The 25,323-nt window shown below is 69.8% G+C and carries 15 protein-coding genes; 9 read left to right on the top strand and 6 right to left on the bottom strand.

The genetic code is table 11. The features are described 5' to 3' along the window. The first annotated feature begins 721 nt into the window (after nt 1–721). Together AWX74_RS22995 and AWX74_RS23000 are read left to right on the top strand one after the other, a co-directional pair. Nucleotides 722–1,501, top strand: a complete 780-nt coding sequence (locus tag AWX74_RS22995; RefSeq protein WP_091280689.1) for an SDR family NAD(P)-dependent oxidoreductase — start codon at nt 722–724, stop codon at nt 1,499–1,501. 86 nt (nt 1,502–1,587) lie between these two features. After that, nucleotides 1,588–2,520 carry a glutathione S-transferase C-terminal domain-containing protein gene (locus AWX74_RS23000; protein ID WP_091280692.1) on the top strand — a complete coding sequence of 311 codons (933 nt, stop codon included), beginning with the start codon at nt 1,588–1,590 and terminating at the stop codon, nt 2,518–2,520. Here AWX74_RS23000 and AWX74_RS23005 read toward each other — a convergent pair. Further along, nucleotides 2,517–3,683: an LLM class flavin-dependent oxidoreductase gene (locus AWX74_RS23005; RefSeq protein WP_242666366.1), complete on the bottom strand. Its 1,167-nt coding sequence runs from the start codon at nt 3,681–3,683 to the stop codon at nt 2,517–2,519. The genes AWX74_RS23000 and AWX74_RS23005 overlap by 4 nt on opposite strands. Nucleotides 3,684–3,878: 195 nt before the next feature. Beyond that, the gene (locus AWX74_RS23010) at nt 3,879–4,328 is read right to left on the bottom strand and encodes a MarR family winged helix-turn-helix transcriptional regulator (RefSeq protein ID WP_091280696.1); all 450 of its coding nucleotides are present in this window, start codon (nt 4,326–4,328) and stop codon (nt 3,879–3,881) included. A 113-nt stretch (nt 4,329–4,441) separates the two neighbouring features. Here AWX74_RS23010 and AWX74_RS23015 point away from each other — a divergent pair, with 113 nt between their 5' ends. Further along, entirely contained in the window at nt 4,442–5,161 is a 720-nt protein-coding gene (locus tag AWX74_RS23015; RefSeq protein ID WP_242666367.1) for an SDR family oxidoreductase, read from the top strand. A gap of 127 nt (nt 5,162–5,288) precedes the next feature. On the opposite strand, the gene AWX74_RS23020 is transcribed toward AWX74_RS23015, so the two are convergent. Further along, the gene (locus AWX74_RS23020) at nt 5,289–6,791 is read right to left on the bottom strand and encodes a catalase (protein ID WP_091280703.1); all 1,503 of its coding nucleotides are present in this window, start codon (nt 6,789–6,791) and stop codon (nt 5,289–5,291) included. Between the two features lie 415 nt (nt 6,792–7,206). Here AWX74_RS23020 and AWX74_RS23025 point away from each other — a divergent pair, with 415 nt between their 5' ends. Beyond that, complete coding sequence (locus AWX74_RS23025) at nt 7,207–7,392, top strand: hypothetical protein (protein WP_054569401.1); 186 nt, start codon at nt 7,207–7,209, stop codon at nt 7,390–7,392. Between the two features lie 82 nt (nt 7,393–7,474). Here AWX74_RS23025 and fxsT (AWX74_RS23030) read toward each other — a convergent pair whose 3' ends face one another. Next, complete coding sequence (gene fxsT, locus AWX74_RS23030; protein ID WP_242666368.1) at nt 7,475–11,428, bottom strand: FxSxx-COOH system tetratricopeptide repeat protein; 3,954 nt, start codon at nt 11,426–11,428, stop codon at nt 7,475–7,477. A 5-nt stretch (nt 11,429–11,433) separates the two neighbouring features. Continuing rightward, complete coding sequence (locus tag AWX74_RS23035) at nt 11,434–12,852, bottom strand: TIR-like protein FxsC (RefSeq protein WP_091280706.1); 1,419 nt, start codon at nt 12,850–12,852, stop codon at nt 11,434–11,436. Nucleotides 12,853–13,312: 460 nt separating this feature from the next. Here AWX74_RS23035 and fxsA point away from each other — a divergent pair, with 460 nt between their 5' ends. From fxsA to AWX74_RS23050, 3 genes are read left to right on the top strand one after another with little or no spacing between them, the layout of a single operon-like run. Beyond that, nucleotides 13,313–13,483, top strand: coding sequence for an FxSxx-COOH cyclophane-containing RiPP peptide (gene fxsA / locus AWX74_RS23040; RefSeq protein WP_063793230.1), 171 nt, complete (start codon nt 13,313–13,315; stop codon nt 13,481–13,483). Nucleotides 13,484–13,512: 29 nt separating this feature from the next. Next, entirely contained in the window at nt 13,513–14,751 is a 1,239-nt protein-coding gene (locus tag AWX74_RS23045; RefSeq protein ID WP_091280710.1) for an FxsB family cyclophane-forming radical SAM/SPASM peptide maturase, read from the top strand. Continuing rightward, nucleotides 14,748–16,568, top strand: a complete 1,821-nt coding sequence (locus AWX74_RS23050) for an HEXXH motif domain-containing protein (protein WP_091280714.1) — start codon at nt 14,748–14,750, stop codon at nt 16,566–16,568. The genes AWX74_RS23045 and AWX74_RS23050 overlap by 4 nt, the downstream gene beginning before the upstream one ends. Nucleotides 16,569–16,597: 29 nt before the next feature. Here AWX74_RS23050 and fxsT (AWX74_RS23055) read toward each other — a convergent pair whose 3' ends face one another. Beyond that, nucleotides 16,598–19,159 (bottom strand): FxSxx-COOH system tetratricopeptide repeat protein, encoded by a 2,562-nt coding sequence (fxsT, locus tag AWX74_RS23055; RefSeq protein ID WP_091280717.1) that lies wholly within the window; start codon nt 19,157–19,159, stop codon nt 16,598–16,600. 901 nt (nt 19,160–20,060) lie between these two features. Here fxsT (AWX74_RS23055) and AWX74_RS23060 point away from each other — a divergent pair. Then, nucleotides 20,061–22,133, top strand: a complete 2,073-nt coding sequence (locus tag AWX74_RS23060; protein WP_091280720.1) for a tetratricopeptide repeat protein — start codon at nt 20,061–20,063, stop codon at nt 22,131–22,133. A gap of 78 nt (nt 22,134–22,211) precedes the next feature. After that, nucleotides 22,212–25,214 carry a GAP1-N2 domain-containing protein gene (locus AWX74_RS23065; protein WP_091280726.1) on the top strand — a complete coding sequence of 1,001 codons (3,003 nt, stop codon included), beginning with the start codon at nt 22,212–22,214 and terminating at the stop codon, nt 25,212–25,214. The last annotated feature ends 109 nt before the right edge of the window (nt 25,215–25,323 follow it).

Raw genomic sequence — 25,323 nt, forward strand, 5'->3', positions numbered from 1 at the left:
CCGAAGCGGGCGTGCACCACGGACGGCACCATCACGCGACCGGGCCACACCGAATTCACGGACCTCCCTGGCGCGGGTTTTCTCGGCGGGTCCGGCTGCGAGCGTCGCACCGCGAAACAACCTGCGTCAACCGATCCGGCAATTCTCCGGAAAAATGCTGCTGAAATGTTTCTCAATCGTGACCAGCCGCCTCGTGGCGACGGCGCTCCCAGCCGGGCCGCCCGAGGCTTCGGCCCCCGCGATGACGGCGAAGGCATATTAATACTAGATCGATCGAGATAATGAACTATGCTGGCGCCATGAGACCGACCACCGCCCCCTGCCGCGGCCGCCGACCGCTGGCCGCCAGGCCCGGGACCAGTGCCGATGGTGGTTCCACCGCCCATGGGCGCGGGGCCGACCTGAGACCGGACGCCGGCTGCCATGGCAGCCGGCGTCGGTAGCTGACCTCGGTAACCGGGGCACCGACAGCTGGGGCAACCGCACCGACCCGGCCGGCCCGCGGCGAAGCGAACGCGTCTCCCGCCGTTTCTCCCGCGCCAGTGAGCCTTTTCTGCCGCACGCCGCACAACGCACGGTCGGGGATGCCACAGGTCCGAGTCGACGAAGGAAAAGGCTTAATGCGGAGTCCACCGCGAACCACAGCTGTTTCGCGCTGCTCTTTCTTCGTCATCGTGGGCGCGGCCGCGCGCCGAGTACATCTATCGAAGGTGAGCGGATAATGGATCTGGGACTTGACGGACGCCGCGCGATCGTGACTGGCGGGAGCCGCGGGATCGGGCGTGCCATCGCGGCCGCGCTGGTCGCCGAGGGTGTCCAGGTGGTGATCGCCGCACGCGACGAGGAGCGGCTCAAGGTGACCGCCGCCGAGCTCGCGGCCGGCGCTGCCGGTGGCGTCGTGGTGCCGGTCGTCGCCGACACCGGCAGCGACGAATCCGTGCGGGAGCTGGTCGCACGCACCGTCAGCGAGCTCGGCGGGGTCGACATCCTGGTGAACAACGCCGCCCGGGTCGGTGGGTCGGGCACCCCGGGCGACGTCCGGGCGCTGGCCACCGCGGACGCCGCCGACGACTTCAACGTCAAGGTGCTCGGCTACCTGCGCGCCGCGCAGGAGGTCATCCCCCACCTGGCGGAGCAGGGCTGGGGCCGGATCGTCAACATCGGTGGCCTCGCCGCCCGCCAGGTCGGCATCGTCGGCGGCTCGATCCGCAACGCCGGCATCGTCGCGCTGACGAAGACGCTCGCCGACGAGCTCGGGCCGCGTGGCATCACCGTCAACGCCGTGCACCCCGGGTTCACCAGGACGGACCAGCACGGCGGCACGATCTCCCTGGACGAGGAGCAGTACGCCACCTTCGGTGACCGCGTCGCCATCGGCCGCATCGTGACGGCCGACGAGGTGGCGGCCGTCGTCACATTCCTGGTCTCGCCGGTCGCCGCGGCCATCACGGGAGAGTCGATCGCTGCCGGCGGAGGCACCCCCGGCCCGATCCACTACTGACCGCCCACCCGACCGCCCACCCGACCGACCGCCCATCCGCCACGCACTGCCCGCAGAAGCCGGACCGGAGGAGGAAGAGGACCCTCATGCCCCAGCCCACGGACACCACCCAGCCCACGAACACCACCCAGCCCACCGGGCCGGCGTTCGCCACGCCCACCGACGTGGCGGCCCACGGCGAGTACGCGATCAGGCGCGACCCCACCGACCCCCGCCCGCTCTACCGGTTCACCGGACGGATCACCGCGGACGGCTCCAGCGGCTACCGGGCCGAACCCGGCCGCTACCACCTCTACTCCGGCTGGTTCTGCCCCTGGGCGCACCGGGTCCTCCTGCAGCGTGCCCTGCACGGCCTCGAGGACGTCATCAGCGTCTCCTACGTCGACGGCACCCGCGACGCCCGAGGCTGGGCGTTCCGGGAGACCTACGGCCCGGACCCGGTGAACGGGTTCACCCTGCTACGCGACGCCTACGAGGCGACCGAGCCGGGTTTCGACGGTCACGTCTCCGTGCCCACCCTGTGGGACCGGCAGACCGGCCGGGTCGTCTCGAACGACTTCGTCACGCTCGGGCTCGACCTCGCGACCCAGTTCGGCGCCTGGTCGAACGGCGCCGACACCTACCCCGAGCACCTGCGCGCCGAGATCGCCGAGCTCGACTCCTGGATCGGCCCGCAGGTGAACCACGGCGTGCACCGGGCGGCCAGGGACACAGCCATCCGCGCCACGCTGCTCAGCGCTTTCGCACGGCTCGAGGACCGGCTCGCCGACACCGACTACCTGGCCGGCGGGCAGCTGACAGAGGCCGATGTGCGGCTGTGGGTGTCCCTGGTGCGCTACCGGGGACGCGCCGGCGATCCGGCGGTCCTGCCACCGCTGTCGGATTTCCCGCAGCTGTGGTCCTACGCCCGCGCCCTCTACCAGCTCCCCGCCTTCCGCGCGACGACCGATTTCACCACCTTCACGGATCCGTCCACGCTGCTGCCCGGCTGGGAGGTGACACCGACGCGCAACGCCTAGCCGGCCGGGCTAGCCGGCCGGGTGCCGGGGGTCGGGCGCCGGGGGTCGGGCGCCGGGCACGTGGTGCGCACCGTGGCGGGCTGCCAGCCGAGCGCCGGCGCGACGAGGTGGACGACATCGTGCAGGATCTGCTCGTATTCGGCTCGGTCGAACTCATACGGCAGCTCGACGCGCAGCTCGCGTACGCCCGCCACCGCCGCGTCGGACTGCAACCGGGCGACGATCTCCTCGGCGGGGCCGATGAGATCGGGAGCGAACAACGTCCGGCGCGGACCGTGGGCACGCAGTGTGCGCTCGTGACGGCTCGCGGCGTAGGCGCGGTAGCGCGCACGGGTCGCCCCGTCAGCGCTGTCGGTCGGGACGATGACGCGGCCCAGCGCGATCCTGGCCGGGCCGCCGGGGCCAGCCGCCTTCCGGTAGGCGTCCAGCAGCGCGAGCTGCGCGGCGACGAAGTCGTCGGTGCCCTCGCCGCCCGCGACGAACCCGTCGATGACATTTCCCGTCAGCAGGTTCAGACCGTGCTCACCCGCCCACCGGGCCGACCGCAGACTCCCACCGCCGTACCACACCCGGTCAGCCAGCCCTGCGGCGTGCGGCTGCTGGCGTGGCCGCTGCACGTTGCCCGGCGAGTGGATGACCGTGTCCTCGTCGCCGAGAAAGGCGCCGCGCAGCACCTCGACGAGCCGGCTGATCCGGCCGTACGACAGGTCGTGGCTTCGCCAGTCGCCGTCGAAGACCAGATCGCCCAGCAGCTCGGCGTGCGGCGGAGTCCCGGCGCTGAACCCGGGCTGCAGCCGGCCGCGGGACAGCACGTCAACGGTCGCGAGGTCCTCCGCAAGCCGAAACGGGCTCTCGTAGCCGATCGGAATGACCGCCGTGCCCAGCTCGATCCGTGCGGTGCGCTGGGTCGCCGCGGCGAGAAACGCCGCGGCCGACGACACGCCGTGTTCCAGGTGCCGCTGGCGGATCCAGGCACCGTCGAAACCGAGGCGCTCCCCGAGCTCGAACAGTTGCAGGGTCGCTTCGAGACCGGAGTACGGGTCGCCGTCCGGGTAGTTCCCCGGGGTCAGGAAGGCCAGCGACGCGAGCCCGCCCGGCCGCTCCGAAGTGGGTTCCGGGTACATGGCATCGTTCCGGCTCGCGAGGCGACACGTTGCGGGCACGCGGTTCTCCTCCCCGTCGGGGGCGGCGGCGGATCGCTCACGTCCGCGGGCGACGGCTGTTGGCCAACCGTAGGCACGGTCGCCCATTTTCGTCAATCTCGATAGAAGAAATGAAGAAACCGCACCATTCACCATGCGACACATAGTTACCGCGGGCGGAGATGATGTGGATCAGATCGTGGCGCGCGGCCCCGACTATCCCGACCGATTCGCCTGGCCACCGGACAGCGGGCCGCCAGGGGCGACGAGCAGCCCGACCAGCGCGTCACGAGCCGGGGCCGGCACGGCGCTCCACCGCTCGCCGACCGCATCGGTGACTGCGGCACGAAGCTTGAGCCCGTAGGCCCGGCCATCGTCGGTGAGCCGCAGACGGGTGACACGCCGGTCCTCGGAGTCGGCCTGCCGGATGACGAGGCCGCGCCGGACCAGCCTGTCCGCCATGCCGGTGATGTTGGTCTTGTCGCAGCCGAGCAGCTCGGCGAGCTCACCGAACGAAGGCTCACGCCGCTGGAGCAGGCACAGCATCTCGACCTGTTGGACGGTGAGCCCGGCACCGCGGGCGACGGATCCGAGGATCACCCGCATCTCCCGATGCAGCTCAAGCAGGCTGGCGGCGAGGCCATCCGGCCGCCCGACAGATGTCATGCGGCGAGGGTACGCGACAGATGGTCCAGATCCTCTACTATTTTAGTCGAGGATCTCGACTATCGATGTACTCACCATAAGCGCTGGAGCAGGCGATGGAATCGGAACGCAGGGTGGCGCTCGTAACCGGCGGCTCGCGGGGAATCGGGCGGGCGATCGCCGAGCGCCTCGCCGCGGCCGGCAGTGCCGTCGTCGTCAACTACCACCTGAACGGTGACGCGGCCACCGAGACGGTCGAGGCCATCAGCCGCGCCGGCGGTGTCGCCGTGGCGATGCGCGGCGATGTCACCGACCAGGCGCAGGCATGCGCGCTGTTCGAGAGCGCCGAGCAGCGGTTCGGCCGGCTGGACACCGTGGTCAGCAACGCCGGAGTGGCCCGGTTCGCGCCCATCGCGGCCACGACGGACGACGATTTCGAGGAGACCTTCGCCCTCAACACCCGAGCCACATTCTTCCTCCTGCGGGAGGCGGCCAACCGGTTGCGCGACAACGGCCGGGTCGTCGTGATCTCCTCCGGGGTCACGCTCACGCATCGAACCGGCACCGGCGTCTACGGCGCGAGCAAAGCCGCGGTAGAGCACCTGGTACGGGTCCTGGCGAAGGAGCTCGGGCCGCGGCAGATCACCGTGAACAGCGTGCTCCCCGGCGGGACTCGTACCGACGCGCTGCTCGCAAATACTCCCGCGGCCATGCTGGAGCGAATCGCCTCCGAGGTACCGCTGGGCCGGCTCGGCACGCCCGACGACATCGCCGAGATCGTGGCCTTCCTCGCCTCCCCCGGCGGCCGCTGGGTCACCGGCCAGTCCATCGCCGCGAGCGGCGGCGCGTTCTGAGTAACAGTGCATTCTGAGTAGTGGGCTAATCATCCGCGAAGGCCGCGCCCGGGACCGGGACCGGGTGAGAATCCCCCGTCAGGGCGGAAACGCACAGGGCCCCGGGCCTGGCGGATTTCCGGATGTCCTACGCCTGTGCGCCCGAAGGCGCTGGGCTCGGCCGCTTCACGGCCTTCTGCTTCGCGCGCACGCCCTCCTCGACCCGATTACCGAGAGTCCTGTCGACGTTGCGCCAGTACTCGAACGCGCGCACCAGCACCGGCTCGCTGACACCGTCGAGGAGGTGGCCGACGATGTTGTCGACGAGCCGCGTCCGGGCCGCGTCGTCGAGAACCTCCCGGACCATGGTGCCGGCCTGGCCCCAGTCGTCGTCGTCACGGCGCAGGGTGTAGGCGGTGCGGACCATCTCGCCGTCGGCGAACCAGTGGCCACCGTCGTCGGTCAGCTCCGGCTGGGCCACCGGGCCGCCGTAGGAGTTCGGTGCGTAGACCGGGTCGGAGGCGTTCTGGATACGCATCGCCCCGTCCTTGGCATAGCTGTGGACGGGTACCTTCGGCGTGTTCACCGGAATCTGCTTGTAGTTCACTCCGAGCCGGGCGCGATGGGCGTCGGCATAGCTGAACCCGCGGGCCAGCAGCATCTTGTCCGGCGACAGGCCGGTACCGGCGACAAGATTGTTCGGCTCGAACGCGGCCTGTTCCATCTCGGCGTGGTAGTCGGTGACGTTGCGGTTCAGCGTGAGGCGGCCGACCTCCCGCAGCGGGTAGTCCTTGTGCGGCCACACCTTGGTCAGGTCGAACGGGTTGAACCGATAGGACTTCGCCTCGTCGAACGGCATGATCTGCATCTTGAGGGTCCAGCTCGGGAAATCCCCGTCCCGGATGTGCTCGTACAGGTCACGCTGATGGTAGTCGGCGTCGGCCGCGGCCAGCCTGTCGGCGTCCTCCTGGACGAGGAAGTCGATCCCCTGATCGGTCTTGAAGTGGTACTTCACCCAGAACCGCTCACCCGCCGCGTTGATCCACATGTAGGTGTGGCTGGAGTAGCCGTTCATGTGCCGCCAGGTCCGCGGGATGCCGCGGTCACCCATCAGCCAGGTCACCTGGTGGGCGGACTCCGGCGAAAGGGTCCAGAAATCCCACTGCATGTCATGGTCGCGCAGGTTGTTGTCCAGGCGGCGCTTCTGCGACCGGATGAAGTGCTGGAACTTCATCGGATCCCGGACGAAGAACACCGGCGTGTTGTTCCCGACGATGTCCAGGTTTCCTTCCGAGGTGTAGAACTTCACCGCGAACCCACGGGGGTCACGCCAGGTGTCCGGGCTGCCCCGTTCCCCCGCCACCGTGGAGAACCGGATCAGCACGTCCGTCTTCGTCCCGGGCTGGAAAACCGCCGCCCGGGTGAAGGCACTGACGTCCTTCGTGACGTCGAACACCCCGAACGCCCCACCTCCCTTCGCATGTGGCTGACGCTCCGGAATGCGCTCCCGGTTGAAGTTCGCCATCTGCTCAATCAGATAATGATCCTGGAGCAGCAGCGGACCGTCCGCCCCTACGCTCAGCGAATGCTCGTCGCTGGCGACAGGTATCCCCGCGTCGGTGGTCGTAGGACGACGCTTCTGTGTTGTCACCACGCACTCCTCATTCTGCTGACATCTGCATTGATCGGGTCGATTCGCCGCCCGCCCGACTCGGCTCCACGTTGTCGTCCCGCAGTCGATCAGTCGCCCCGCAGCCCGTCACCAGCCTCGGAGCGGACCGAGCCGCGGAGCAGACCGCCAGGAACCGCGGATCGCACCGCTCCCTGCGCCTACCCGCCCACCGCCGTCACACACACCACCGCGCTGATCCATCGCCGCGACCCGTGAGCACCGGCATTCGCGGCCACCCGCCGGCCCGCGACACCAGGCCGCCGTGGGTGAATCAACGGGCAGGCGACGGGCCGACCGGAGGGCGGCCGTAGGCTGCACATGACGTGCGGGGGCACCACGGTCCCGGCGCGGACACCTGTCACACCAAGCCGGGACGGATGGAAGCGAGCAGGCCATGGGCGACGCAGCGTTCGAGATCGAGTCGACGTTGCCGGACCTCACCGATCTCGATCTCGCGTCCCTGGAGGCCGCCCCGGGCGACGCCGTCGGCAACGCCATCCTGGCCCGCGGGTTGAGCCGGCTCCGCACCGCGGCGCTGAACCCGGACGGCGCAGTAGCCGGCTTCGCGTCGAGCGCGTGAAGCCGTCGGGCGGGTGTGTGAAGCCGTCGGGCGGGTGCGGCTGTCGGGCGGTGCTGCGATGCCGGGCAGGCTCCCAGGGCCGTCAGGGCGGCGGCGGGTCGATGCAGAGGTCGGCACGACCGTTCGATCGCAGGCTTGCCAGCAGAGAGTCGTCTTCCTCGAAGTTCGTCGCGAGTTCGGCGAGGACCGTCGAGCGCAGCGCGCGGGCACCGGCCTCGTCACCCAGCGCCTGATGATCCGCAGCGAGATTGATGGACACCAGCAGGGCTGCCGGGGCCTCATCGCCCAGCCGGGCACCGAGCTGCCGCACCGCTTCCTCGTCGATCTGTCGCGCCGCGGCGAACTGGCCAAGGTCGAACAGGCAGTTCGCCAGATTCACCGAGCATGCGACCGCGAATGGATGGTTCTCCGCCAGTGATTCGCGAATCCGTTGCCTCGTCTGGTTCGCCAGGTCGAGCGCGGAGCGTGGCTCCCCACACAACCGGGTCGCGATGATGAGGCCGTTGGCAGCCGCGAGAGCGGACAGGTCGCGCACCCCGAGCCTGTCGTCCGCGCGCCGAACGGTGTCCGACGCCAGCTCACGGGCCTGCGGAGCCGCTCCCGCGAGGCATCGGGAGTTCACCAGACCCACCGCGGACGCCAGAGTGATCGGCTGGTTTTCCCCGACATACTGACGAAGTTTCCCGAAAGCTTCCCCTGCGAGGCTCAGGGAACGCCCGAGCTGCCCCACCCAGCGCAGCGAGACCGCGTGGTTGGCCATGGTTCGCAGCGTATCCGGATGGTCTTCGCCAAGGACGCGGCGGCTGTTCCCCAAGGTTTGTTCCAGCAACTCGGCTGATTCCCGGTACCGGCCGAGCTCCCGCAGATCACGGGCATAGCTGTCTGCATACTGCAGCGTCAGGATGTCGTCGTCGCCGTACATCCTGCGCTGTCTGTCGTAGGCCTCCTTCCCCGTCACAAGCGCATGTTTGAAATCGCCCACGAAACGCAGGGAGACGGCAAGGTTGTTCGCCGACTTGATCTTCTCCCTGCTGTCGAGGCCCGAGATCTGGTGATAGCGGTGATACGTGGCCTCGTCGAGTTCGCGGGCTTCCTGGTAGTTACCTGTTCCGCGCAGGTCGCCGCCCAGCGCCATGGCAGCACGCAGTGCCAGCGGGTCGCTCGGGCCGAAGCGACGGTCCAGGCTGTCGCGCGCCCGCCGGTCCAGTTCGTGGGCCTGCTCGGCCTCGCCGAGCGCGCGGTAGCTGTCCGCCAGGTCCAGGCAGAGCTCCAGCGTCCGCGCGTCGTCCGCACCGAACTGGCCTCGCCAGACCTCCAGAGTCCGCTGCGCCAGATCACGGCAACCGCCGTGGTCGCGCTGCATGTAGAGATAGCGGACCTGGTTGCGGACCACTCGGGCCGCGGTCTCGTCCCGGGACGAGATCAGACCCGAGGGCTCCAGATGCGGCCTGATCTGGTCATAACGCGGCCAGTTGGCCGGGTCGTCGGCGTTACCCGGATCCGCTGCGCCGAGGAGCGCATGTACCCGTGCACGAGTCAGCGTTCGTTGCTCGGATGCGAGATCCTCCCGGATGACCGTCTGGACGAGGCGGTGCATCACCAGGGTCCGCCGCTGCGGATCGAGCCTCGCAAGCGCGTGGTCAACCAGCTGCCGGACGGCCTCCCCCAGCATGATGTCGTCACGGAAGCGCTGGTCGTCGGCATCCGCCAGAACCGCAAGCCCGACGCTTGCGAAAAGATCGAGGCTGATCGGTTCGGGGCCGAAGAAGGCGCAGAGCTGTGCCAGCCGCGCCGCCGCGGGTGCCCGGTCACGCAGGCGCTGCATCGACAGCAACCAGGTGCGGAAAACCCGCGGCGGATAGACAGGAGCCTCCTCGTCCAACAGCAACGGCCCAGGGCTGTCCTCAAGGAGCTGCAGGTACCGCTCAGCCGGCATGCCGGTCCTGGAATGCCACGCCCCAGCGTGATCAAGAGCCAACGGCAGGTCTCCCAGCGCTTCGGCGAGCCGAGTCGCGGTCTCCTCCGTCAGCCCGGGAGCACGCAGCAGCAGCAGGCCGATGCTTTCCCGACGGCTGAACAGGTCTATCTCCAGCAGAGACTGCTGGCCCCAGTCGCGGCTGCGCGAGGTGACGATCACATGGCCGGGCCCGGGCGGAATCAGCGGAAGGATCTCGCCGGGGACCTCGGCGTTGTCGAAGACCAACAGCCACCGCCGGTAGGGCACTCCGCGGCGAAGCGCGTCAACGACATCCGCGCCGCCCTCCCGACCGTTCCGGGTGGTCAGGCCCAGATCGACGGCCAGGCGGTTCAGCCCAGTGCGGACGAGCGCCATCTGGTCACACCCGAACCAGTAGACGAGGTCGTAGCTGGCACCGAACCGGAAGACGTACTCGGCCGCCAGCTGGGTCTTTCCGACTCCACCGAGCCCCTGCAGCACCTGGCAGTGCACCGGCGGCCCGTCCAGACCGAGGAAACTGTCACGCAGGCTCGCGAGCAGTTCCTCGCGGCCGACAAAGGCCGGGTTACGCACCGGCACTCCCTCCCAGACGCGCGGCGGCGCCCCGGGAAAGCGGACCTCCTCCCCGAACCTGGACGTCAGGATGGTCGCCGGCGCCGGTTGCGACGGCTTGCCCGCAGCCGCCGCAAGTGCTCGGCGCGCGCGTGCGCCGTCGAGGCCGACGAGGTCAGCCACATCCCGGCCCGCGATCTCCGGCGACAGCCGGATCTCCTCAACCCGCACCGGAACGAGCAGGCGTTGTGCACCGTCGGGATCGAGCACGACCATGCGCCGCCACCGCTCGAGCGCCGCGGGCAGCTGCAGGTAGGTCCGGGAGAAGATCGCCACCAGGCGGCGGCGCCCGACCGCCCCCTCCAGCGGGCCGCCGGTGACCTTGGTAGTCGAGTCGATCGGATCCGCGATGACGCGGAAGCCCGCCTCCTCCAGCTCGGCAGCGGCCCAGTCCGCCCACGGACGGTCGGCGGACGAGTAACTGAGCACGACCTCGGTGGGAATCGTCACCCGGGCCCGCTCGAAGACCTCCAGAGTCTCGCGTCGCCGCAGCTCGTCCTGCGGGGGCAGTTCGCTCACCACCCCGCGGGTGAGATGCGAGGTCAGCCGCTCGTAGGCGGCGAGCAGGGTGCCCTCCTGACGGGGCCGGTCACCGAAGACGGCCAGTATCTCCTCATAGGCGTAATACGGCTTGTATGGAACTTCCACGTCGCCCCAGTACCGTTCCTTCTCCAGGTCGTCCATATCCCGGAGAAAGGAGTTGAACGCGGCCCGCGCCACGTCACGCCCCAGCTCCAGCCGGCGTTGCTCACCGTCGTCCGCCCGCATGAGAACTGGGAGCAGGCGGATGGTCCGGCCGTCCCCCTGCGCGTCGATGGAACGCGCGACCGATACGGCACCATCGATGCTCTGGCTACTCAGGGTGAAACAGTTCACCACGACGTCGGGTAGCTGCACCGTGCAGATTCCCGCGGTGTCACTCAGACCCGTCCTGCTGTCGATGAGAATCCAGTCGTAGGACGAGCGCATGTCGGCCCGCAGCGCGTCAATGAAATCACCCCCTCCCTGCTGCTCGTAGAAGGTGTTCCAGTCGAAGGTGTTGACCCGCTGCGCGTAGGCGGCATCGTGGCGGCCCGAACAGACGAAGTCGATGGTTCCGCCCGAGGCGAAGGGCCAGGTCAGCGACACCGCATACTGCATGACCTCGGTGGACCTCGCGAACCATTCCTCCTCTCCCGGGCCCTGCGGTGACATCACCGCGATCGCGAAATCCCAGATCATGTCCATGACTCCGCGGGTGGAACGAAGATCGGGATCATGCAGAAACGGATGGAAGTAGCGGTGCAGCCCAGGTGCTTCGAGATCCCAGTCCACGACGAGGACGCGGGATCCGTTGCTTGCCAACAGCCAGGCGGTGTTGGCAAGAGCCATGGAGCGCCCCGTACCCCCCTTGTACGAGTAGAAGGTGACGACCGTACCGGACGCCTCCGCGGGCACCTGTTCTTCGGAGACCCCCTCTTCGGACACCCTCATCACGGCCCGGCCAGACGCGGTAGGCCACGCGCGGTCTTCGGCGCTCTGAAGATCCGCCTGTGCTCGAAGATCCGCGCCTGGGAGTCGACGATGATCTGGATCAGGGCCCGATCGAACTCCTCCCGGGAACGAATCTCCTCGCGAAACAACCTGTCCCGCCGCATCACGTTGTTCCGAAGCGCGCTCGCCAGCGTCTCCTTCAGGTGCTGAAGGTTCTCATGCGTCTCGAGATCGTCGGGATTAAAGGGAACCAGCACGCCCGACGTCGGCTCGTTGCGCCGGTCGTATTGGGTCAGCGCAAGGCGGAATTCGTCAAGCTTGGCCGCCCACATGTCGACCAGTAGAATCACGATCTCGTTGCGGGCCGTGGAGCGCTCCAGCAGATCCGCCACACCGTCGTCCAACCGGGTCACTGCCGAGGTCATCCCCTGCCGCGCGGCGACCATCTGAGCCAGCACACACACCCGGTCGTCGTGCAGCGGGCGGTAGGGCGTCCATTCGTCGAAATCACTTCCATAGAAGTCCAGGTGCTCCCGCAGCACGGCGATCTCGTCGCGCGAGGTGGAGGCCAGAACGAAGGTCACGCGGCTGGGGCCACCCCCCTGCGTCTCCGGACGCGGTTGCGGCTGCCGGTGCCGGTGCCGGTGCGGCTCCTGGTGCGGATCCGGCGTCAGCTCCCGCTTCGGCTCCGGATCGACTGGAGGCTGCTGCGGCTCAGCGGATCCCGGCGACCCCGATGGCCCAATCTCCTTCGAGGCCCCGGAAGGTTCCCCGCCGTCGCCCGCCAGAGGCCGGACCTGGAACATGTTGGGAACCTGGTCGAAGTCGATGACTTCCGGATGCGGGGGTAACGGTGACTCGTGGGCGAGCCGGACGATTCGGGTAGCCAGCGCCACCAGGAACTCCTGGTACATGTCATGGTTGCGATCCAGCTGCAGAAGGTACCGAAGACCCCTCTGCGCGTACGTCGTGCCCAACTCCTGGTGATCGTACTGCAACCGGAGGAACACTTTGGGCGGATCACGCAAGGGCGTCCAGATGACCGGTAGCAGTACGGCGGGGCTGCCCTGCCCACCAGCAGCCGCGGCGCGAAGGCGCCCGTCGAACACCGTCCATTCACGGCCGCAGTACACACTCGCGAAGAACGTAGGAGAACACATCGCGACGAAGGTGCGGCATCGCGCGAGAGCCGCACCGAGCTCCGCCGACCAGTCCTGGCCCGGCTCGATGGAACGCCGGTCGAAGAACCCCACCGTGCTGGCGTCCGAGGCCCCGACCCGAAGGCGCACCTCGGCCCTGAGATCCTGGTGGAACCGCTCGAGATAGGGCCCGTCGCCGCCGTCCGCCCGCGCATAGCTGAGGAAGAAGTAAAGCGGCCAGGCCTCGGGTTCCTCCTCCTCAGGCACTCCTGCGGGCACCAGTGTTTCCCGGCCCGTCGTGGCTGCCCGGGTGACCAGGCCGCACGGGCATTGGTGCCGCTCCGGGTGCATGCAGGACGCCCTGCCGACCGACGCTCTTGCCCGGCATCGATTGGCCCCTCTCCCGCGGTGTCGGGCCACCGCACTGCGTACACAGGCCCAGATCGGTCTGCCTGAGCCGAGTTGAACCGCCCCGAGGGGGGTGGCAACAGATTCTACGACGTCCTCCGCACACGTGCGGAGGATGTTGGCGCACCCCCGGAGTTCGCAAGAAACGGCTGGCTCGATCCCGGCGGCCGCAAATACAGCGAAGAGGCAGACAAAACCAGCAAACGATGGGATCGCCACCAGCCCACAAGCTGCGGGTACGGCGCGGCGACGACGGATTCATGCGCGGTAGCGGCGCCTGCCGCCCTAACCGACTAGATTGGAGGATCCAAGGTGGAGGAGGCGGTACCAGATGGACCGATCGTCGCCCGAGATCGAGACGCTCCTGCCTGATGTCGGAGGTTGCTACCTCGACGAGCTGGCCGGCCACGAGAACAGGATCCTGCGGCAGGTGCGGCACCGGCTGGCGCGGGAGGCCACGAGGCTGGGTTCGGCCACGGCCGGGTTTACATCCTCTGCCTGATCCTCGCCAGACCGGATGGTGCAAGCGAATTGAATACCACCTCCGCCCAGGGTGTCGGCGGGCGCGCGGGCGAATGGCCGGGCGACGAGCTCACGCTCACACGGCTGACCGGCCGAGGATGGCAGCCGGTGCCCTTTCGCCAGTTCGTCCTCAAGGTGAACAGCAGGTGCAATCTCTCCTGCACCTACTGCTACGTGTATCACCTGGCGGACCAGAGCTGGCGTCGGCAGCCGGTGACGATGAGCCGGGAGGTCGTGGCGGCCACGGCCGGCAGGATCGCGGCGCACGCGGCACGCCACCAGCTCACCCGGGTGGAGGTGATCCTCCATGGCGGTGAGCCCCTGCTGGCGGGCGCCGCCTTCCTCGATCACGTGGCCCGGCAGATCCGTTCCGCGGTCGCCCCCACCACGGACGTCGAGCTCACGGTTCAGACAAACGGCACACTTCTGACACCTTCCTTCCTGGCGCTATGCGCGGACGTCGGGATGAAGATCGGTGTGAGCGTGGACGGCGGCCCGGCAGACAATGACCGGCGGCGGGTCCGTCACGACGGCGGTGGGAGCCACGCCAGCGTCGAGGCAGGTCTGCGCCTGCTCACCTCCGAACGGTTCCGGCCGCTGCTGTCAGGCCTGCTGTGCGTGGTTGACCTGCACAGTGATCCGGTCACGGTCTACGAGAACCTGCTGGCCTGGCAACCTCCGGCGATGGACTTTCTCCTTCCCCACGGGAACTGGACATCCCGACCGCCCGGCCGGGATGAGGACGAAGGACTGACGCCCTACGGCGACTGGCTCGGCGCCCTCTTCGAGCGCTGGTACTCCGCGCCCGAGGACGAGACCGACATCCGCCTGTTCCTGGAGATCATCGTTCTTCTTCTCGGTGGAGACAGCCAGGTGGAGACCGTGGGGCTTTCGCCGTCGAGTGTTCTCGTCATCGAGACGGATGGCACGGTCGAACAGGTCGACGCGCTCAAGTCGGCCTACCCCGGGGCAGCGGCCACCGGGCTCACCGTCCTGCGGGACGACTTCGACGAGGCGTTCCACCATCCCGGCATCCTGGCCCGTCAAATCGGTGCCGCGGCGCTCGGTGCCGACTGTGCCGCCTGCCCGGTTCATCGGGTCTGCGGTGGCGGGTACTACCCCCATCGTTACCGGGCCGGCAGCGGCTTCCAGAACCGATCCGTGTACTGTCCGGATCTGCTTGCTCTGATAAACCGGATCCACCGGCGGATCCAACCGGATATCGACAAGGTGCGGCGCTCGAAGTGAACGTGGGCTTTCATCGGCTCGCACTGGCCGATTTCGATGAACTGGCCTCCGGTGGCGGCCACGCTGATCTCGTCCGTTATCTCCGGCGAACCCAGCTCAGCAAGCGGCTGCTCGCGCTGCGCGCGGTGCTGGAGGACGCCGCACAGCAGGCTCCGGACGACTTCGCCCGCAGCGGGCTCGCCGAGGCCTTCCGTGTGTTGTCCACCGCCCAACGTCAGGATCCCGGCCCGGTCGAGAGCCTCCTGCTCACGCCTGGGCTCGGCCTGTGGGCGATGCACTGCATGCGCCGGATCCGCGGCACCGTCAAGCCGGCTGTGCCACTCGCGGAGGATCTGAACATGCTCGCGGCCTTCGCGGTCGCGGCCGCCCTGCGGACCGGCCTGGACGCGGAGATCAGGGTTTTCCTGCGGGGTGGCGACCTCGTCGTGCCTTCGCTGGGCCGTATCCGGACCGGAAACCCAGGGTGGGCCGTCGCTCGGGTCCAAGGCGGAGCAGTGACAGTTCACGCCGCCGCTGACCCGCAGACGACCCCGCGAGTGAATGTGATCGCGGCTGCCAGCTTCGGGCGAGGAGACCGGGCGCGTCAATGGCTCCCACTGCGCACCCTGTCGAGTTCGAGGTGGGGCCAGGAGATCGAACTTGCGCTGGACGACACGGATCCCGCGCGCACGCTGCTGGATCTTCCGATGTCACCCGGCGTCGCGGATGAGGAGATCGATACCTGGCAGCACCGCCTCGACGAGGGCTGGCGCATTCTCTGCCACTACGATCTTTCGGCAGCCGCTGCGGTGGCAGCCGGGCTGGGCTGGGTCTACCCACTGCGTTCGACGGAGCGGGCGGCGGAGCTGAGCGCATCGTCCGGGGAGGCGTTCGGTGCCGTGGCGCTGACCCTTCCCAAGGACGGCGTCTCCTTCGCGGCCGGCCTGGTGCACGAGTTCCAACACACGAAGCTCTCCGCGCTGATCGACCTCGTTGCGTTGACCGATACCGCTCACGACCGTCTTTACTACGCTCCGTGGCGCAGCGACCCGCGGCCGGTCGCCGGCCTTCTTCAGGGTGCCTACGCCTACCTCGGCCTGACCACGTTCTGGGATTTCCGGCGGCTTCACCAGGACGGCGGCGAATACGCGCATTTCGAGTTCGCCCGGTGGCGAGAGGAGGTGTGGCGGGCGCTGAGCACGCTGCGGCTCTCAGGCGCGATGACTCCGCTGGGCCTGCGCTTCCTCGACGGCATGCGCAGCGTCGTCGCACGGCATCGGCAGGCCGCCGTCCCCACCGGCCCCCAGGCGCTGGCGGAGCTGACCACGGCCGATGCCTGGATCACCTGGCGGCTACGGAACCTGCAACCGGCGCCAACATGGATCACCGCGCTGGCGCGGGCCTGGATGGACAAGGACATCGCACCACCGAGCGAGGCGGGCTCCCGCCCCCTTCCAGGCCACCGCGGGCTTGTGTACAACCAGCGGCTCGCCCTCACCCTGCTGCGTCTGACGGACCCGAAGCGTTTCGAGGCCGCTCGGCAGGGCGTTCCCCATGTCCTCGACGGCTCCGTGACGGCTGCGGACCAGGCTCTCGCCTTCGGCGACGTCAGGTCCGCAGCCGACGGCTACAAGGAGGAGCTGGCTCGCGAGCCTGACCGGCTCGACGCCTGGGCCGGGCTCGTCCTCTGCCGACGCGGCAGCGGCGAGCCCGGGGCCGACGTCCTGACCGCACGCCCCGAGGTGGTCCTGCACCTGCGCCGGCAGGTACAGGAACTCAGCAGCGACCAGGTCGACCCCGACGCACTCGCAGCCTGGATGTCGCAGACCACCCGCTGACAGCGCAGCGATGCCCTACGGCGACGCTCCTACAGCGGCGGCGGCTCGAAGTCGAAGTCTAGGCGCTCGCCCCGCTCGCCTGCCTGCACATCGGGATGGTCCGGACCGAGCACCCGGCGATAACGCTGCGAGGTCTCCGTCGCGAGCCTGCGGCCTTCCTCCTCCCGACCGGCGGTCTGGGAGAGGTCCAGGGCCACGTTCGTCGCGCACACCAGCGCATGCGGGTGATCGGGGCCAAGGAGCTCACCGAAGCGGGCGAGCGCCTTCTCACCGATCTCCAACGCCTCCGCCACCAGCCCCTGCGCGGACCTGGCGGTCGCCAGGTTCGCCAGGCAGGTGAGGGTGAAGTGGTGGTCGGCGCCGACCCTGCCCTCGAGCCCGGCGAGCGCGTCCTTCAGCAGGCGCTCCGCCTCGTCGACCCGGCCGAGCTGGCGATGGACTAGCGCCAGGTTCAGGTGGCAGCCGTAGGTGTATGGATGGTCAGCCCCGAAGATGTCCCGGTACCGGTTCACGGTCTTCTCGATGCGCTCCGCGGCCTCGTTCGGATCGCCGGCCACCCGCTGGGCGTTCCCCAGGTTGATCGCGGCGGCCAGGGCGTCGGGGTGCTCGTTGCCGAACTGGCGGCTCGACGTGTAGCGCTCGTACACCTGCTCGGCGAGCTCCAGCGCCTCGCGGAAGAACCCGGCCTTGCGCCGGGCCACCGAGAGATCCTTGGCCTGCGCGAGCACGAAGGGATGGTCGACCGCGAGCTCCCGCCTGTTCACGAGTTCCTCGAACACCCGGTAGGCGTACTCGGCCGACTCCCGCGCCTTCAGGTAGTGACCCTCCTGCCGCTGGTCGCGGGCGACGGCGGCGAGCGAGGCGGCGACCCAGGGATTGATGTCACCGCCCCACATGTCCCGCCGGTTGGTGAGGTTGTCCTGGTCGAGCTCGAATGCCCGCTTATAAGCGCTGTTGAGGCTGCAGTCGAGCGCGAGATTGTTCACGACGTGATGAGTCTGAGCGTTGTCCCGTCCGAAGACCCGCTCATGGCGGGGCAGCGCGTCCTCGTCCAGCTCGAGCGCGGCCCGGAATTCACCGCGGGCCCGCAGGTCCGCGCCGTGGCCGTTCAGAATGATGAGGGTTTCCTCGTGGTCCGCACCGAGGACCTCCGTGATCGCGTCGAGGGTGCCGCGCCGGAGCTCATAGGCCTCCCGGTACCTGCCCAGGGCCCAGAGGACGTTCGCCTTGATTCCCTGGAGGACGAGAACGTCCGGGTCACGATCGCCGGAATCCGCCCGCCAACGGTCCAGTGCGCGGTCCGCCTCGCTCAACGCCGTCGTGAGGTCACCGGCGTTGTACAGATAGCCGATGAGGTGTTCGATGAGCTGACGTGCCCGGACCGCTGTGGACGCGTACACACCGGACGGCACGATGTGCGGGAGAAGGTTCTCGAAGCCGGCCCGGTTCTGCGTCTCGGAATCCCCTGGGTCCGCGGCGACGAGCAGGGCGTGGACCTCGTCCCGCATCCGTTCCTGTTCCTCGGGCAGCAGCTCGTCCCGAATGAGCATCTGGACCAGCCGGTGTACCTGCACCGTCTTGCGGCTGTTGTCGATCCGGGCGAGCGCGTAGCGGCCGAGCTCCCGCATCGCGCGGCTCACCATCAGCCGGTCCTGCATGGACAGACCGAAATCCGAGTCCAGGGTGTACTTTCCGCGGTCCAACATTTCCAGGGAGATCGGCTCTGGGCCGAAGAATGCACATCGACGGAGCAGCTCGAGCGCAAATGGAGCCTGCTCCCGCAGCTGCGCCACGGAAAGACTCCACGCGGCTGCCACCGGCCGGGAGTAGTCGGCGGGCGGGTTTTCGGCGAGTAGCTTGCTGGAGGCGTCCTTCAGCAGCTGAAGGTACTCACGCACGTCCATACCAGTTTCGAACTGCAGCGCTCCGGCCTGCTCAAGCGCCAGCGGAAGGTCCCCCAACGCCTCGGCCAGGCTGTTGGCGTCGACCTCGGCGATACCCGGCACGCGGCGGTGCAGGAACTCCAGGCTCTCCCGCCGGTCGAAGACATCCACCTCGATCGTGTCGACGATGCTCTGCCACCGACGGTTGCGCGAGGTGACCAGGACATGGCCCGGCCCGTGCGGCATCAGGCCGCGAATCAGCTCAGGCTGGTCGGCGTTGTCGAAGATCAACAACCAGCGACGGTAGGGCGTCCCACGGCGCAGCGCCTCGAGGACGGCGGCCACCGAGTCGTCGATCCGCAGCAGGCCGCCCTCCGACAGGCCCAGCCGCGGCGCCAGTGACGCCAGCGTGGATCGGACCAGGACCGGCTGGTCCGCGGGAATCCACCAGATCAGGTCATAATGCGCCTGATAGCGGTACGCGTACTCGATGGCGAGGTGCGTCTTCCCGACACCGCCCAGCCCCTGCAGGGCATGCGGGAGGACCGCCGTGACCTCGCCCTCGTCGGAGGCGATCCGACGACGCAGTTCGGTCAGTTGGCTTTCCCGCCCGGTGAAGTTCTTGTTCCGTTGGGGCACTCCACCCCAGATCGTCGGAACCCCCCGACCCGGGCCGCTCACCGGATCGAACTCCACCACCGAAGCCACGATAACAACCCCCGCCGCTCGTCAAGTACGGACATCGGCGCGACGGCACGGACCAACCGACGGTAGTGCAGCGTCCGACGGCGCGGAGTGCACGCGTCGCCGGCGCGCCGCGTAATCATACCGTTCCACTGATCGTAACACTCGCGTCGACACACTTGCCATTGCACGTTAGCCACTCGCGCGGACTCGGGCGAGCGAGGACGACACAAGTCCGGATTGTGGCACGAGTTGTGGCACCCACTCTCGTGAGGGCGCCGCGAACCTGCACCGGGATGCCCCTGTATTGTCGGCGTTTTCTGAAGCAGGTTCCGCGACCGGCCCGCCGACACATCCGCCAACCAACCCGCCCATAACTCGTGACCTGCAGTTTCGCGATTTCGACCGTGGAGTCGGCACCCACCCCGCCCGCGCGTCGCGCCACGGACACCGTGGATACCACTCTCGCGCACCTCGCACCTCGCACCTCGCACCACGCACCGCGCCTGACGGCCGGGCAGTGCGCCCCGGCACAGACCGTGGCCCGCACGGGCAGGCATGCCCACGGAGCCATCGCCAGTGCCCCACCACCCTCCGCCCGCGAGGGCGGCCACACGAAGAGCACCGGTCTCGCAAAAATCCTGTTACTTTGCCGCGGTCGGCCCGCATTGGCCGTAAAATCTGACGGAAAATCTTGGGCGGTCCAGAACCGTGTGCCACCGGAGGTGGGGCCATGGCCGGCGGATACGATTCTCGGGCCCGGTCGCGTCAACGCCGAAAGGCTTCCGGTTCCGTTGAAGGCATACCGTCCAGTAATTTTCGACGAACTCCCAACCAGGGACACCAAATCACTACTCGACATCTCGGCCCCCCCGGTGCGGACGTGTCCGCTCTCGACGCGCCCGGCCCTGGGCGGAGCAGAACGGTGATCGAGGCCGAGGCGACCAGCCCGTACGTCGGCCTCCGCCCGTTCACCGAGGAGGACTCCGAGCTGTTCTTCGGCCGGGATGCCGCCGCCCACGCGCTGCTGGCCGAGTGGTTGCGCTGTCGTGTGGTGGTCGCGCACGGGCTGACCGGTGTGGGCAAGACCTCGCTGCTGCGGGCGGGCGTGCTGCCGAGCGCACCGTCGACGGACGCCGACGTCCTGCCGGTGGCACGGCCCTCGGGGCCGACCGGGCAGTCCTCCGAGGAGGAGCATGAGCCGGCTGGCTCCCAGGCGTCCTTCGGTGCCGGCAATCCGTTCGTTCAGGCCCTCCTGCGGTGCTGGTCCTCCCCAACCGACACGCCGACGCTGCTCGACGCGATCCGTGACCACCCCGCCCGGCGCCGGCCGCACAGCTCGACCCGGCCAATCCTGGTGGCGATCGACCAGGTCGAGGAGTTTTTCGCAGCCCGATCGGCCCAGCTGGCCCAACTGGACCAGCTACGGACGCAGTGTTTCGACCTGCTCGCGCAGGCGGCAGCCGCGCTGCCGACGCTGCGTATCCTGCTGGTGGTCCGTTCCGATCACCGTGCCACGCTCGAGCCCTACCTGCGGCTTCTGCTGGCCGGCTCCGGCGGCGGCCCCGCCACCCCGTCGGTCGCCGAGGTGCCCGTCGCCGCGCTGGAGCCACGCTCCGCCCAGGCCGCGCTCGTCGAGCCGTTGCGTGCGACGGGTACGCACTTCGCCTCCGGCGCGGCCGAGGCCTGTGTCGACGACCTCGCCACCAGCCGGTTCGTCGACGCGACCGGCGCCGAGTCGCTGCTGGTGGCGAACGCCATCCAGCCGGTGTTCCTGCAGCTGGTGGCAACCGCGATGTGGCGGGCCCGTCCCGGCGCGGATGCCGTCATCACGTCCCGTCTCGGCCCGGCCGGGAACGTCACCGCGGTGCTGGCCGAGTACCTGACCCTGGTGCTGGTCACGGTGGCACGCGAGCACGATCTCGACGAGGGTGAGCTGCGGGCCTGGCTCACCCGTACGTTCGTGACCGAACGCGGTCGACGCGGTGTCGCGGATGAGGGGCTCACCACCACGGCTGGTCTGCCGACCGCCGTGTTGGAGTCGCTGACGGCACGCTACGTCCTGCGCTGCGAGCACCGGTCGGGCTCGCGTCGTTTCGAGCTCTTCGACGACCGGCTCATCGAGCCGCTCCAGCGTGGCTTCCCCGAATGGGCCGTCAGCGGAACCGCCGCCGAGGCGAATGCGGACGACCATCTTCGCGCGGCCCAGGTGAGCTTCGCGGACCACGACCTGCCGACGGCCCGCACCCACGTGGAGGAGGCCCTGCGCCGTGACCCGGGGCGCTCCCTCACCCGGGCCGGCGCGCAGACGCTGCGCGCGCAGATGTGCGAGATGCAGGGGCGCTGGCAGGACGCCGAGGCCTGCTACCGGGAGGCCGCGGAGATCTACGAGTCGCTGTCGGACACCGAGTCCTCCGGGCGGATGCTCGCCGCCCTGGGCCGGGTGCTGCTCGAGTCCGGCCAGACCACCCGGGCGATCGAGGACCTCCAGGCCGCCAGCGAACGGCTGCCGGGTGACGCCGAGGTGCAGGCCGCGCTGGCGCACGCGCTGTGGCGCACAGGCCAGCCGTGGGCGGCGGCGGCCATCTTCTCGGCCGTCCTGACGTTCGCGCCGGACTCCGGGGCCGCGCTGGCCGGGCGGGCGCGCCTGCGGGTGGAGCTGGGTGACGACGCCGCCGCGATGCAGGACTTCGAGCGTCTAGCCCGGTCGGCGGCGCAGGTCGTGGCCCAGCCGTCGATGCGCGCGGCCCGGGCGGTGGCCCTGGCTCGGCGGGGGCAGGTGGCCGAGGCCGCGAACGAGTCCTCTGTGGCGCTGCGCGAGGCACCGGACAGCGGCCCGGTACTGTGGCACGCGGCCGAGGTCATCCGCGCACGCGGCGACGACGAGGGAGCTGACGGCCTGCTGCGGCGTGCCCTGGACGCGGCCGAACCCGCACTGCTGCCGCACCAGCAGTCCCAGGTCCTGCGTCTGCTGCGACGGTCCGGCGCGATGGCCTGAAAGTACTGCGCCCCAGTGCATTGAGGTCTGCCATGCTGAGCACGGAGGGCAGCCACGGGGTGCGGAGGCAGACGTCCGTTGACCATCCACCAGCTTCATCGCACGTCGGCGGCGGCGTCGGACCGGCCCGGCTGGCAGGTCACCGCGTACACGCCGGGGCTCGGCGACGGGAGACGTCAGCAGATCGTCGGTCTGCTGACGTCCGAACTCGCCGTGGACGCACGCCGCAGCGGACCACAGCCGCACAGCGGACCACAACCGCTTAGCAGACCGCAGCCGCTTAGCAGACCGCAGCCGCACAGCGGACCACAGCGGCGCGGCGGCGAGTCCGGCTTCGGGCCCTTACCCGGATCCGACGCCGGTTCAACGCAGGGGCCCTGGACCTCCGCCGGGCAGCGCGAGGCCGGGCTGAGCCTGAGCTACTCGCTGCTGGCGGACGGTGCCGCGGTGATCTGCCGGACCGTGGGCACCGGCGTCGACTTCGCCGGCCGCCCGGGAAACGTCTTTCAGCACGCGTTGCTGCTCACCGAGCCGGACCGTGATCTCGGCGGCCTGCTTCCCGCCGACCTGTGGTGGTGGCCGGGCTGGGCCGACCGGCCAGCCGACGGTGATCTTCCAGCTGTCGGGCGTCTCGTCGTCGACTCGCCGATGCCCTGGCACGAAGCGATCGCCCGGGCGCAGGAACTGTACGGCGACGGTCGGCTGGCAGCCCTGCTGGCGAGTGTGCGCAGCGCCGCGCGCGGCGGCGGTGCCGTGCGGATCGTTCTGGTGGAGCAGGGGCCGGCGGCCACGGTGCGAACGATCCGGCTGGTCACCGGCTCGCTGCCGCGGGCATCGGCCCTGGCGATGACCTTCGGTGTCCCGGTGGGGCATCCGGAGCAGTCCCGCCACGTGCTGGTGGGCGTGCCGGTGGGCGCCGACCTCGACCCCGCGGCCATCCCGTTCGGCGTCCGGTTCGAGACTCATCGCCTGCACGGCGGGGCTGGCCCTGAGCCCGGAGCCGGCGACGGCGGCAGCGCGGGCGGCGGCACCGCGCCGCGGGACGTCGGTGCTCCGGCCGGTACCGACGGCGCCCGGGCGGACGAGCACCGGGCGGACGAGCACCGGGCGGACGTGTCCTGGGGGGAGGTGGCCGCGCGGGTGTGGGCCGCGGGGAGACCCGATGTGCTCGCGCTCGCGGCCGCCAGCACGTCGTTCGCCGACGCCGACGCCGCCCAGCGCCTCGCCGCCGTGGCTGCGGGCGCCGGCGTGCCGCTGGCGTCACCGCCCAGTGATCCGGCGCCCGGCAGCGCGCAGTCCCCGGCTGTGGGCCCGGCGCCAGCACCGCTGCCGCCGGGTGCCGAGGGCTGGGGACGGGTGCGGCGCAGAGCTGTGGTGAAGGCTCTGCGGCCCGGTGGATACGCACGCGGGGCGGCGCTGTTCGGCGCCGGTGCGGCGATCGCGTTTGGTCAGCTCGGCGCACGGTTGCTCGCACTGCCGGCACGCACGCTGGCGGCCGGTCCGCCGGTGCTGCGCCCGGCCGGCGACGAGGCCGCCTACCCCGGGTACTTCACTCCGGCCGGCCAGGCGATCGTCGACCTCGGCGCGATCGGGGATGCCCTGGCCGAGGCGCTGCGCACCGCCGGACCGGAGTTCGCCGCGGCCGGTCCGGCCCGCTGGCCCGGCCCGTTCCTGGGGCAGAGCGCGTCGGCGCGGCGCTGCTGGCGCATGTGGAGGGCGGGGACGGCGATCGGCGTCGCCGTGGCCGGGGGGCTCGCCCGGACGGCGTACGCCGTGCACAGGACGCTTGTCATCACCACGATCGCGGTGCTGCGGTTGGCGGGTGCGGCGTTACGGTTCGCGGAGGCGGCGCGTTGGCTGCTCCGCGAGACACGCCCGGCCAGGCCGACCCTGGCGATGTTCCGCCGCCTCGGCGAACTGGGGGCCGACTGCCCGTACCCGGACTGCGCCCGCCCACTGGGCCGGCCGTTCTACGAGTGCCCCAACACGGACTGCCACCGCCGGCACGACGACCTGCGGCCGGGCCGCGGCGGCCTGCTGTACCGGGTGTGCGCCTGCGGGACACGGCTGCGGACCTGGGCGCCCGGCCGGCGCGGCCGCCTCGCCAGCTACTGCGGCTCGTGCGAAGGCCGGCTGCCCGACGGGATCGGGCACCTGCCGATCGTCCACATCGCGCTGATCGGCCCACCTGCGTCCGGCAAGACGACCATGCTGGTCGCCACCCTGGCCGGCCTGCAGGACCTCGCATACCAGCGTGATCTCACCTTGTCGTTCGCGTTCCGGCCGGACGAGGCCTGGTACCGGCGCAGCATGCAGATGGTCGCGGACGGCGGGTGGCTGGAGTCGACCGCCACCCCGAATCCCCGGGCGCTCGTCGTCACCGTCGGCATTCCCCGCGGGCCCCGGCGCATCGTGTTCTTCTTCGACCCGGACGGCGACCTCTACACCGACCAGCAGACCCTGCGCACCACGCACCGTTACCTGGAGCGGACCCACAACGCGCTGCTCGTCGTCGACCCGTCGGCGCAGCCGGCGCTGCTCGACCAGCTCACCCCGAAACAGCAGGCGGCGGCGAACTCGGCGGCCCACCCCGCGGCCGAGCCGACCTACGACACGATGCGGCGGCTGATCCGGGTGCTGCACGCGGACAGGTCGCTGCCTCGGCGGGGTGGCCGCCTCGCCCTGCGGCTCGCCGTGGTGGTCAGCAAGACCGACTGGCTGCGCGGGCTCCCATCGGTCCTACGCCTGCCAGAGCTCACTCCGGAGCAGCAGGACGGCCTCGTGCGCTACTGGCTCAACCAGCCCGCACGGCTGCCGGAGCTCGGCCAGGAACCGTCGAAGGAGTTCACCGAGACCCGCTACTGGGCGCTGAGCGCCGCGGACTGTCTCCGCGGCCGAAACGGGACGGTGAACCCGGCCGAACGCATTGCCGCGGCCGAACCGGTGCTGTGGATGCTGGGCGCGAGCGCACGCGGGTTCCGGCGCCTGATCATCCGGCAGCAGAAGGCGCGACAGTCCAGTCGGCATCCCGCGCTGCGGGATCCGACGCACCGGGCGCACTACGCGGGTCTCGAACGATGAGGATGTTCCGCCGCGCGGCGCCCGCCGCTCAACCCGGTCCCGGTCCCGCTTCTGCCCCCGCCCCGGCGCCCGCGCCCGCGCCCGCGCCCGCGCCTGCCGGCGAACCGGT

The organism is Parafrankia irregularis, from assembly GCF_001536285.1.
Taxonomy (GTDB): domain Bacteria; phylum Actinomycetota; class Actinomycetes; order Frankiales; family Frankiaceae; genus Parafrankia; species Parafrankia irregularis.